This is a genomic window from Mesorhizobium silamurunense, from assembly GCF_014843825.1.
GTDB lineage: Bacteria > Pseudomonadota > Alphaproteobacteria > Rhizobiales > Rhizobiaceae > Mesorhizobium > Mesorhizobium silamurunense.
Map to the genome: position 1 here is coordinate 1 of NZ_JHQR01000423.1, position 11,771 is coordinate 11,771.

7 protein-coding genes are annotated in these 11,771 nt (G+C 65.4%); 3 read left to right on the plus strand and 4 right to left on the minus strand.

Annotated elements, in window-relative coordinates; translation table 11 throughout:
- Both DH10_RS35590 and DH10_RS35595 read left to right on the plus strand, forming a co-directional pair.
- The coding region (locus tag DH10_RS35590) for a sensor histidine kinase (RefSeq protein ID WP_192385936.1) at positions 1–778 on the plus strand (778 nt) is incomplete at its 5' end.
- Positions 779–789: 11 nt separating this feature from the next.
- Positions 790–3,756, plus strand: a complete 2,967-nt coding sequence (locus DH10_RS35595) for a bifunctional [glutamine synthetase] adenylyltransferase/[glutamine synthetase]-adenylyl-L-tyrosine phosphorylase (protein WP_376774857.1) — start codon at positions 790–792, stop codon at positions 3,754–3,756.
- 48 nt (positions 3,757–3,804) lie between these two features.
- Here DH10_RS35595 and DH10_RS35600 read toward each other — a convergent pair whose 3' ends face one another.
- Entirely contained in the window at positions 3,805–6,126 is a 2,322-nt protein-coding gene (locus tag DH10_RS35600; protein WP_192249073.1) for a PAS domain-containing sensor histidine kinase, read from the minus strand.
- A gap of 181 nt (positions 6,127–6,307) precedes the next feature.
- Positions 6,308–8,953, minus strand: a complete 2,646-nt coding sequence (gene pepN / locus DH10_RS35605) for an aminopeptidase N (RefSeq protein WP_192249076.1) — start codon at positions 8,951–8,953, stop codon at positions 6,308–6,310.
- Between the two features lie 152 nt (positions 8,954–9,105).
- Here pepN and DH10_RS35610 point away from each other — a divergent pair, with 152 nt between their 5' ends.
- Complete coding sequence (locus tag DH10_RS35610) at positions 9,106–10,053, plus strand: DMT family transporter (RefSeq protein ID WP_192249079.1); 948 nt, start codon at positions 9,106–9,108, stop codon at positions 10,051–10,053.
- 62 nt (positions 10,054–10,115) lie between these two features.
- Here DH10_RS35610 and DH10_RS35615 read toward each other — a convergent pair whose 3' ends face one another.
- Complete coding sequence (locus DH10_RS35615) at positions 10,116–10,928, minus strand: helix-turn-helix domain-containing protein (RefSeq protein WP_192249082.1); 813 nt, start codon at positions 10,926–10,928, stop codon at positions 10,116–10,118.
- A 92-nt stretch (positions 10,929–11,020) separates the two neighbouring features.
- Positions 11,021–11,771, minus strand: a 751-nt coding sequence (locus DH10_RS35620; protein WP_192385937.1) for a uracil-DNA glycosylase, incomplete at its 5' end; no start/stop codon positions are given.

Here is an 11,771-nt window from a genome sequence, read left to right on the forward strand (position 1 = left end):
CGGGCGGCTGCCGGTGACCGGCGCCGGCGACGAATTCGACCGCCTGTCGGAAAACCTCAACACGATGCTCGCCCGCATCGCCATGCTGAACGAGGGGCTGAAGCAGGTCTCCGACAACATCGCCCACGACCTGAAGACGCCGCTGACCAGGCTGCGCAACCGCGCCGAGGCGACACTCGCCGGCAAGCACAAGACGACAGACTACCGCCAGGCACTGGAGAGCACGATCGCCGAGTCCGACCAGCTCATCAAGACCTTCAACGCCATCCTGATGATCTCGCGGCTGGAGGCCGGCTATTCCTCCGAGACGACCAGTCCGGTCGATCTCGCCGCCACGGTGAGCGATGTCGTTGAGCTTTACGAACCGGTGGCGGAGGAAGCGGGCGTTGCCTTGGAAGCGACGGTGCCGGAAGCCATCACCATCAACGGCAACCGCGAGCTGATCGGCCAGGCGCTGTCCAACATCGTCGACAACGCAATCAAATACTCGACCGACGCCACCGAGAGCCCGAAGGTGCGCGTCACGCTGGAGCGCGCCGGCGGCGAGGTCAAGCTGGCCGTCGCCGACAATGGCCATGGCATTCCCGACGATACCGATCGCGCCAGGGCCACCGAGCGCTTCGTGCGGCTGGAAAAGAGCCGTTCGCAGCCGGGTTCGGGCCTGGGCCTCAGCCTCGCCAAGGCGATCATGACTTTCCACAATGGCAGGCTTGATCTTTTGCCCGCCAATCCCGGATTGTCCGTTGTCATGAGTTTCCCGGCACGGGAGACGCATTGATGGCGGCGAGGATGGCAAAGAAAAAGATCGAGACCGAATGGCAACTCCGCCCGACGCTGGCGCTTCGCCCGCTGGATGGCGACCATGCCCGGCGGGAATTGTCCGAGATCGCGGACGCCGCCGGGGAAGACGGCCTTTCCCGTCTGGCGACATTCCTAACCGGCGGGGGGCCGCTGCAGGATCTGCTCGCCGCCGTTTTCGACCTGTCGCCGTTCCTGCGCGATGCGGCGCGTCGCCGTCCAGCCATTCTCGATGCACTGTTCGACAAGACGATCGAAGCGCGGCTCAACGAGATCGGCGAGGTGATCGGCCGCTCGCCACGGGCCGAGAATGTTTCGGAATCGAGCCTGATGATGGGGCTCAGGCAATTGAAGGCCGAAGCGCATTTCCTGATCGCGCTCGCCGACCTTTCCGGCGAGGCCAAGACCGCGCTGACGGTGCGCCGCCTAAGCGTCCTCGCGGATGCCTCAACGCGCGCTGCGGTCGATTTCCTGCTGCTGGACGCGCACGGGCAGGGCAAGCTCAAGGTGCCGGATCCAAAAGATCCCGCGCACGGTTCGGGCTGGGTCCTGCTCGGCATGGGCAAGCTCGGCGCGCACGAGCTGAATTTCTCTTCCGATATCGATCTCGTCGTCTTCTTCGATCCGGAGGCGCCGGCCGTCATCGATCCGCTGGACGCGACGGAGCTGTTCTCGCGCCTTACCCGCCGCCTCGTGCGCATCCTGCAGGACCGCACCGAGCATGGCTACGTCTTCCGCACCGATCTGAGGCTCCGTCCCGATCCCGGCTCGACACCGCTGGCGATCCCGGTCGAGGCCGCACTTCGCTACTACGAAGCACGCGGCCAGAACTGGGAACGCGCCGCCATGATCAAGGCGCGGCCGGTGGCGGGCGACCTTGCGGCGGGTGCCGCCTTCCTCAAGGAATTGCAGCCTTATGTCTGGCGCAAATACATGGACTATGCCGCGATCGCCGACGTCCATTCGATCAAGCGCCAGATCCATGCCCACAAGGGCCATGGCGAGATCGCGGTGAAGGGTCATAACGTCAAGCTCGGCCGCGGCGGCATCCGCGAGATCGAGTTCTTCGTCCAGACGCAGCAGCTGATTGCCGGCGGCCGTTTCCCGGAATTGCGCGGCCGCGAGACGGTGCCGATGTTGGGTGCGCTCGCCGCGCGCGGCTGGATCACCGCCGATGCGCGCGATGCGCTCACCCGGCAATATTGGTTCCTGCGCCGTGTCGAGCACGCCATTCAGATGGTGGCCGACGAGCAGACGCATATCCTGCCGGAGGAGGACGAGGAACTGGAGCGCATTGCGCTGATGCTGGGTTTTGCCGGCGAGGCGGAGTTTGCGGAAGCCTTCCGCGCCTCGCTGCAGCAGGTCGAACGCCACTATGCGGCGCTGTTCGAAACGGCACCCGAACTGTCGGCCGGCGTCGGCAACCTGGTCTTCACCGGCGACGTCGACGATCCCGACACGCTGCAGACCTTGCATCACATCGGCTTCCAGCGGCCGAGCGACATCTGCCGCGTCATCCGCGGCTGGCATTTCGGCCGCTACCGCGTGACGCAATCGGCAGAGGCGCGCGAACGTCTGACCGAGCTCACGCCGGCGCTGCTGCAAGCCTTCGGCCAGACGCGCCGCGCCGACGAGGCGCTGGTCCGCTTCGACGAGTTCCTTGCCGGTCTGCCGGCCGGAATCCAACTCTTCTCGCTACTACAGTCGAATCCGGCACTGCTCAAGCTGATGGCGACGATCATGGGCGCCGCCCCGCGGCTCGCCGCCATCATCACGCGCCGGCCGCACGTCTTCGACGGCCTGCTCGACCCGGCGCTGCTCACCGAATTGCCGGACCGCGCCTATCTTTCCGCCAGGCTTGCCGCCTTCATCGAGGGCGACCGCGCCTATGAAGATGTGCTCGACCGTCTGCGCATCTTCGCCTCCGAGCAGAAGTTCCTGATCGGCGTGCGGCTGCTTGCCGGCTCGATCGATCCGGCGCGGGCGGGGCGCGCCTTCTCCGACCTCGCCGATCTCACCATCGAGGCGGCGCTCGACGCGGTCATCGCCGAGTTCGCGCTGCGCCACGGCAGCGTTGCCGGGGGCAGGGTGGCGTTGCTCGGCATGGGCAAGCTCGGCAGCCGCGAGCTGACCGCCGGCTCCGATGTCGATCTCATCCTGCTCTATGATCACGATTTGGATGCGGAGGAATCCGACGGCGAGAAGCCGCTGGCGCCCTCGCATTACTACACCCGCATGACCCAGCGGCTGATCGCCGCCGTCTCGGCGCCGACGGCCGAAGGCGTGCTTTACGAGCTGGATCTTCGCTTGCGCCCCTCCGGCAACAAGGGGCCGGTCGCCACCCATGTCGATGCCTTCAAGAAATATCAGCGCCAGGACGCCTGGACCTGGGAGCACATGGCGCTGGCGAGAGCCCGCGCCATCGGCGGCGATGCCGAACTCTGCGCCGAGGTCGAGGAGGATGTCGCGGTGGTGCTCGCCCAGCCGCGCGACGGCGCCAAGGTGAAGGCGGAAGCCGCGGAGATGCGCGTCCTGATCGAGAAGGAAAAGCCGCCGCGCGATCTCTGGGACATCAAGCTGATCCCTGGCGGCCTCATCGACCTCGAATTCATCGCCCAGGTCGCGGTCATCACCGGCGCTATCGAGCCCGGCCGCCGGGTGACGGCGACGGCGGATGTGCTGGCGCGGCTGGGGCCGCAATTCGCTGCAGCCGATGTCAGGCAGGAGCTTTGCGAGGCCTGGCGGCTCTATCTGGCCCTGACCCAGATGATCAGGCTCTGCCTTACCGGCGAGTTCCACCGGGACGATGTCCCGCCGGGGCTTTCGGATTTGCTTCTGGCGGTCACCGACCTGCCGGATTTCGCCGTGCTGGAAGCACATCTCAAGGAGACGTCGCGGAAGGTCCGCAAGGATTTCGACCGTCTGCTTCGTGCGGGAGCGCCGACCTCGCGGGAATAACCACGGCTCATTCCTTCGCGCCGGCATTTCGAAACTCCAGGCCGTAATTCAGGCCGCCGCCTTCACCGTGGACGGCGACTTCTTGAGCGGGATGCGCACCGACACGATGGTGCCGACGCCTTCCGTCGAGCGGATCTTCAGCGCGCCGCCCTGCAGTTCGGCCAGCGAGCGCGAGATGGCCAGCCCAAGGCCGGAGCCGGTATGGTTTTTGGAGAACTGATTCTGAACCTGCTCGAACGGCCGCCCGAGCTTGCTCAGCGCCTGTTTTGGGATACCGCAGCCATTGTCCTCGATGGTGAGAACCAGCGCGCCCGACGCGCTGCGCGCCCTGACCGTGATCTTGCCGCCCTGTCCAGTGAATTTCACCGCATTGGAGAGCAGGTTGATGGCGATCTGCTTGATCGCGCGGCGGTCTGCGTAGAGCCGCATCGAGTCGGCGATCCGCGTTTCCACCGTGATCGACTTTTCCGCCGCCTGCAGCGAGATGACGCGAACCGTTTCCTTGATCAGCGGGCAGAGGTCGATCTCCTCGCGGTCAAGCGAGAACTGGCCGGCCTCGATCTTCGACATGTCTAGTATGTCGTTGATGACGCCCAGCAGATATTTGCCGCTGCCGTTGATGTCGCTGGCATATTCCTCGTAGCGCTCGGAACCCAGCGGCCCGAACAGTCGCTGTTCCATCAGTTCGGAAAAGCCGATGATGGCATTGAGCGGCGTGCGCAATTCATGCGACATGTTGGCGAGGAATTCGGATTTCGCGCGGTTGGCCGCCTCGGCGCGCTCCGTCTCCTTCATGTATTTGCGATTGAGCTCGACCAGCTCCTTGGCGCGTTCCTCCTCGGCGCGGCGGGCGAGGCTGAGATCGTGGATCGTCGCCATCAGGCGCCGCTCGCTATCGACCAGCTTTTCCTGGTGCAGCTTGATCTGGGTGATGTCGGAGCCGACCGAGACGATGCCGCCGTCCCTGGTCCTGAGCTCGTTGACCTGCAGCCAGCGGCCGTCCGCCAGTTGCCTCTCAATGGTGATGCCGCCATGCGGCCCATTGGCGTTGGCCAGCCTGCGCTCCGAGGCGAAGGCGAGCATGCGCTCCTCCAGCATGTCGCGGGTTGCGCCCGGCACCACGTCGCGGTCCGAGAGTCCGTTGTCCTTCTGGAATTTGGAGTTGCACATGATCAGCCGTTCGGCGGCATCCCATAGCACGAAGGATTCGTTGATGTTCTCGATCGCGGTCCTCAGCCGCATGTCCGCCGCTTCCGAGCGCAGCGCCAGGTGCCGCTGCTCGGTAACGTCGACGGCTATGCCGATCAGCTGGATCTCGGGCGCCTCCGGGTCGATCACCTGGGCGCGGGCCCGCATCCACACCCACTGCCCGTCGGCATGGCGCATGCGGAACACCTGGTCGATATGGTCGATCTCGCGCTCGACGATGCGGTTGGCGAGCTCGAAGAGATCGCCGTCGTCAGGATGGATGATCTCGTCGACCTCGCCGAACGACAGCATCGTATCGCACGGCTCATAGCCCAGCATGTCGTACATCGAGCGCGACCAGTACATCTTGCCGCGCACCATGTCCCAGTCCCATAGCCCGCAGCGGCCGCGCACCAGCGCCATGTCGATGCGCTGATGCGCCTCGAGATAGATGCGATCGGCTGCCTGGGCGCGCGCCGCTTGGCCGAAATAGGCATAGAGGATGACGATCAGAACGCCTGCCGTCAGAACGAACAGGGTGACGTTGAGCGACACCGTCTTGCGCCAGCCGTCGAACACCGCCTCCTTGGGCACTAGCACCGCCGCGGCGTTCTTGCGGTCGCCCGTAAGGCTGACGGCGCCAAGCCAGTCCTTCCCGCCGATGCTGACATCCATCACGCCGGCGCGGTCGCCGAACATGAACAGCGGCTGGCCGCCCAGCACCAGGCTGTCGAGCGAGCGCCCCTCCCAGCCGGTCGACAATGGCGACACCGCGATGATCTTGAAGGCGCCGTCGGTGATGGCCAGCACATGGCTGCGGCCCATGGCGCCCTGGCGGCTGGTGTTTTCCAGAAGATCCATGGCATTGGCGCCGGCCGCGTTCGGGTCGGCGGTGATCGCCTGCGCCATCTGGCCCGCGGCCAAAGCCAGCACCGCCTTGGCGTCGCGTTCGACCGCGTCCCGGTCGTTCACCAGCGACAGGAAGCGAAGTGCTGCGATGACGATCAGGAAGATGATGATCAGCGCGGGGATCGAGCGGCGCAGCAGCGGCTCCGCCGCCACCAGCCGCTGGTAGGCGGGCTCGGCGATCAGGCGCGCATTGCCGGCAAGCCCGTCGCCTCTTGCCTCGCGACGCGCAAAAGCCTTCCCTCCGGGCGCGCCCCACGCGTCCGTCTTGGCCATAAATGGCACTCCCCGATTTGCCGCATACTTGACGACCCGGCTACGCCGCACGCCCGAATCGTCAGTAAGGAATCAAAGGTGATTCGCCTTGTCCAGAGGCGCGGCCAAAAAAGATTAAAAGTTGATTGAAATTCGTCGCAACTGCTGATCTCCCCACGAGGGGGAGATTGGCGCTCCACCGCTACGCCAGCGTGCGCTCCACGATGTCGCGCAGATCGGCCGACAGGTTCTCGGCGCTCGCGATCTGCAGCAGCGCCTGCCTTGCCTTGTTCTGCCGAACCGGTTCCAGTGAGCGCCAGGACCGCAGTGCCGTCGCCAGCCTTGCCGCCACTTGCGGATTGCGCTTCTCGACCTCCAGCACGGTCTCGGCGAAGAAGCGGTAGCCCTGGCCGTCGGCGCGGTGGAAGCCGGTCTGGTTGGCGCTGGAGAAAGTTCCGATCAGCGAGCGCACCCGGTTGGGATTGGCGATCGAGAAGGCGGGGTGCTGCATCAGCGCGCGCACTTTCTCGACGGTCTGCGCGCCGGGCACGCCGGCCTGGATCTGGAACCATTTGTCGAGCACCAGCGCATCGCCGCGATACCTCGCCTCGAAGGTCGCCAGCGCCTCCTCCGCTTGGCGAGAGCCGGCGTGGCGGTGCGCCAGCACGGTGAGCGCCGCGGCGCGGTCGGTCATGTTGGTGGCGGCGTTGAAGTGCTGTGCAGCAAGTGCCGCGCCCTCGGGCAGCAGCGAAAGGTAATCGAGCAGGACGTTGCGCAGCGCCCGCCGCCCGGCGCTCGCCGCGTCGGGCGTGAATGGGCCTTTGTCGGCGAGGCTGTCGTAGAGCGCCGAGAAGACCTCGCGGTTTGCGGCGGCGATCGTCCGCGCCAGTGCCTCGCGGGCGACGAAGATGGCGTCGGGGTCGATGCCCTTGCCGATGTCGCGCGCGATGTCGGCCTCGCCGGGCAGCGATAGCGCCAGCGCCCGATAGGCCGGCTCCAGCCTCTCATCGCCAACGCTCCTTCCGGCAAGCTCGGCGAGCCTTTCCACGAAAGCCGGCTTCTTGCCTCCCAGCACCTGGCGGAAGGCAGCGATCAGCGCGTCGGTAAGCAGCGTGTTGAATGCCTGCCAGCGCGAGAAAGAGTCGCTGTCATGGCTGGCGAGGAAGAACTGGTCGTCGGCCTTCTGCTGCACCGAGAGCGTGATCGGCGCCGAGAAGCCGCGGTTGAGCGACACCGAAGGCCGCTCCGAAACGCCTGAGAAGCGCACCGTGTGCCGCCGCTTGCGGATATGGATGACGCCGTCCTCGACGGCGGCGCCGTCGACGGCTGCCCAAGTGACAGGCTTGCCGCCGGCGCCGACCAGGCCGAAGCCCAGCGGAATGTGCATCAGCCGCTTGCGGCTTTCCGACGGCGTCGGCGGCACCGACTGTTCGATCTCCAGCGTGAACGCCTTGGCCGCGGCATTGTAGGAGGAACTCACCGTCAGGTTCGGCGTGCCGGCCTGGTGGTACCAGAGCGCGAACTGCGCGAGGTCTCGGCCCGAAACGTCCTCGAACACTTTCAGAAAATCCTCGATGGTCGCCGCTTCGCCGTCATGCCGCTCGAAATAGAGGTCCATGCCGGCGCGGAAGGCTTCCGGCCCGAGGATGGTGCGGATCATGCGCACCACTTCCGAACCCTTCTCGTAGACGGTGGCGGTATAGAAGTTGTTGATCTCGCGGTAGCGGCGCGGCCTGACCGGGTGTGCCAGCGGCCCTTGGTCCTCGGGGAACTGATGCGCGCGCAGCGTGCGCACCTCGATGATGCGTTTCACCGCGCGCGAGCGCTGGTCGGCGGAAAATTCGTGATCGCGGTAAACCGTCAGCCCTTCCTTCAGGCAGAGCTGGAACCAGTCGCGGCAGGTGATTCTGTTGCCAGTCCAATTGTGGAAATATTCATGCGCGATGATCGCTTCGATATTGGCGAAGTCGGCGTCCGTCGCCGTCTCCTCGTCGGCCAGCACGTATTTGTCGTTGAAGATGTTGAGGCCCTTGTTCTCCATCGCGCCCATGTTGAAGTCGGACACGGCGACGATGTTGAAGACGTCGAGGTCGTATTCGCGGCCGAAGGCTTCCTCGTCCCATTTCATCGAGCGCTTCAGCGCGTCCATCGCGTAGCCGGCGAGCCGTTCCTTGCCGGGCTCGACATAGATGCCGAGCTCGACCTCGCGGCCGGATAGGGTGGTGAAGCTGCCCGCGACCTTGCCGAGCGCGCCAGCCACCAGCGCGAAGAGATAGGAAGGTTTCGGGAAGGGATCGTGCCAGACAGCATAGTGCCGGCCGTCGGCGAGCGTGCCGCTTTCGACAGGATTGCCGTTGGAAAGCAAAAGCGGCGCTTCGTTATGCGGAGCCTCGATGCGCACGGTGTAGACCGACAGAATGTCCGGCCGGTCGAGGAAATAGGTTATGCGGCGAAAGCCCTCGGCCTCGCATTGCGTGCAATAGACATTGTTGGAGCGATAGAGGCCCATCAGCGCTTCATTGCTGGACGGCGCGATTTCGGTCTCGAGGCGAAGCTCGAAGCGCTGCTCGGGCGGCGGCGTCGGAATGGTCAACTGGTCCGGCGTCGCCTGGTAATCGGCCTCTGGGAGGGTCTGCCCGTCGATGGCAACGCCGAGCAGCGTCAGCCCGTCGCCGTCGAGCACAAGCGGCGCGGAAGCGGCGACGCCTTCGCGCCGCTCGATGGTGAGCACGGCAATGACGCGGGTCGCATCCGGTGACAGGCGGAAATCGAGATTGATCCGTGGAATGAGATAGTCGCTGGGGCGGTAGTCTTCGAGTTTGAAGACATGGCCGGTATCGGTGCGCATTCCGTTGGTTTTCCTGCCGATTTCGGGCGGACAGCGGGTGTTGCTGGCCCAAGAATTTTGAAGTCCGCGCTCTTTACACGAAATGGTCACTCGACAAAACTGCGCCGGGGCCTATTTCTGGGCTTCGTTTCCGACCATCGTCACGAGGCAAGATGACCGTCGATCATGCCGTCGGCCACGACACGCTGCGCGGCATTGCGCTGAAGATCGTCTCCGTGGCGGTCTTCGTAGGCATGCAGACTTGTATCAAGGCGGCCGGCGACGTGCCCGCCGGGCAGATCGTCTTCTTCCGATCCTTCTTTGCCATCTTCCCGATCGTCGCTTTCCTGTCGTTCAAGGGGCAGCTAGCCACAGCGTTCACCACGAAGCGGCCGTTCAACCACATCGCGCGCGGCGTCGTCGGCGTCGGCGCCATGGGACTCGGCTTCTTTGCGCTGACTAGGCTGCCGCTCCCCGAAGCGATCACGCTGAACTATGCCCAGCCGCTGCTGGTCGTGGTGTTCTCCTCGGTCTTCCTCGGTGAGACGATCCGCGTCTATCGCTGGAGTGCGGTCGCCGTCGGTCTCGTCGGCGTGCTCATCATCTCCTGGCCGGAACTGACGCTGTTGAATTCCGACGAGGCGCTCGACGATCAGGAAGTGCTGGGCGTCATGGCGGCGCTGATCGCCGCTGCGATCTCCGCCGTCGCCATGCTTCTGGTGCGCAATCTCGTGCAGACCGAGAAGACGGCGACGATCGTGCTGTGGTTCTCCTCGACGGCGAGCGTGCTGGCGCTGTTCACATTGCCTTTCGGCTGGCAGGCGCTGACGCCGATGCAAGCCGCGCTGCTTGTCATGGCCGGCTGCTGCGGCGGTCTCGGCCAGATCCTGATGACGGCCGCCTACCGCCACGCCGAGGCCTCGGTCGTGGCGCCCTTCGAATACACCTCGATGATCCTCGGCGTCGTGGTCGGCTATCTCATCTTCGGCGATGTAACGTCGCTGAACACGCTGATCGGCGGCGTCATCGTGGTGGCCGCCGGCATCTTCATCATCTGGCGCGAACGGCAACTGGGCCTGGAGCGCACGCGCACGCGGAGGGCGACGCCGCCGCAGGGGTAATGTCACCCAGAAGTGTGCAGCGGTTCTAGGATAACGACATGCATCAAAATAAGGACCTTAGTCTACGAAGCCGTTGCCCGCTCCTTCGCCAGCCGCACCAGCACTGTCCGCGTCTGCTCGTCGGCGGGGAAGAAGGACTCGATCGCCAGCTCCGACAGCGTGACGTCGAGCGGTGTGCCGAACACAGTGATCGTGCTGATGAAGGACAGCACCATATCCCCATGTGCGAGCCTGAGCGGATGCACGATGCCGCTCGGCTCGACCGGCGCCGGCCGGCTGCTCTTCAGCCCGGACGGATAGCCGCGCAGCTCCTTCTCCAGCTCGATCAGCACGGGGTCGCCGGTGGCGTCGTTCTGGTGCTTCAGCCGCTCGAGGAGATGCGCGCGCCATTCCGCGAGGTTGACGATGCGCGGCGCGACGCCGCCAGGATGCAGGCTGAGCCTCAGCACATTGACCGGCGGCTTGAGCAGCGACGGCTCCGAGACGTCGGCCAGGAACGGGCCGATCGCGGCGTTGGCGGAAACAAGGTTCCAGTGCCGGTCGACCGCGAGCGCCGGGAAGGGCTCGTGGCCTTTGAGCACCGTCTCGACCGCGGCCATCGCCGGCGCCAGCGTCGCATCGGTCAGCGGCCTTTCGCTGAAGCTCGGCGCGAAGCCCGCCGCGAGCAGCAGTTGGTTGCGCTGGCGCAGCGGGATCGAAAGCTGCTCGGCCAGATGCAGCACCATCTCGCGCGACGGCTGTGCGCGGCCGCTTTCGACAAAGGAGAGATGCCGCTGCGAGATGTCGGCTTCCATGGCGAGGTCGAGCTGGCTCATGCGCCGGCGCGTGCGCCATTCGCGAATGAGGCTTCCGGCGGAGATTTCGGACGTTGTCATGGCAGCAGGACTAAGGCGGCGAGGGGAGCAATTCAATTACCTGGGAGGTAATTGGCGCCATCTCCTTCTCCACAAGGGAAGAAGGGAAGCGCTTACGCCAACGCTCTCAGCTTCGCCTTCACCTCGAGAAAATCCCGCCAGGCCAGCTTCTTGTGCGCCGGCGTCCTCAGCAGATAGGCCGGGTGCAGTGTCGGCATCGCCGGAATGGCGGTGCCCGACGCGGTCGTGTGGACACGCCAGTTGCCGCGCAGCCTGAGTATCCCTTCCGTGGTGTTGAGCAACGTCTTGGCGGAAGGTCCGCCGAGATTGACCAGCACTTTCGGGTTGACCAGCTCGATCTGCCTTTCGATGAACGGACGGCAGATCTCCGTCTCGTGCGGCGTCGGCGTGCGGTTGCCCGGCGGACGCCATGGGATGACATTGGCGATATAGGCCGAAGTCCGGTCGAGGCCGATCGCGGCGAGCATGCGGTCGAGCAGCCGTCCCGAGCGGCCGACGAAGGGCAGGCCTTCGAGGTCCTCGTCGCGGCCCGGCGCCTCGCCGACAAGCATCAGGTCGGCATTCGGGTTACCGTCGGCGAAGACCAGGTTCTTGGCGGTGAATTTGAGGTTGCAGCCGTCGAAGGCCGCCATGTGCTGGCGCAGCTCGTCAAGCGTCGAGGCGCTGGCCGCCAGTTGTCGCGCGAGCATAATCTGCCCCTCGTCGGGGACCGTTGCGGTGGTGAGGGTCGGGCGCCTCGGCGCATCGGGCACTTGGCTTGCGTCCAGCCCGGTTGATGCCGCCGGCCGTTCCGCGGCCCGGCTTGCGTCAAAGCCGGGCTCCGATGCCGGCCGCTCCTGGGGC

Coding starts and splice junctions, on each gene's coding strand:
- DH10_RS35595 (WP_376774857.1), top strand. CDS start 790: ATGGCAAAGAAAAAGATCGAGACCGAATGGCAACTCCGCCCGACGCTG.
- DH10_RS35600 (WP_192249073.1), bottom strand. CDS start 6,126: ATGGCCAAGACGGACGCGTGGGGCGCGCCCGGAGGGAAGGCTTTTGCG.
- DH10_RS35610 (WP_192249079.1), top strand. CDS start 9,106: ATGACCGTCGATCATGCCGTCGGCCACGACACGCTGCGCGGCATTGCG.
- DH10_RS35615 (WP_192249082.1), bottom strand. CDS start 10,928: ATGACAACGTCCGAAATCTCCGCCGGAAGCCTCATTCGCGAATGGCGC.
- pepN (WP_192249076.1), bottom strand. CDS start 8,953: ATGCGCACCGATACCGGCCATGTCTTCAAACTCGAAGACTACCGCCCC.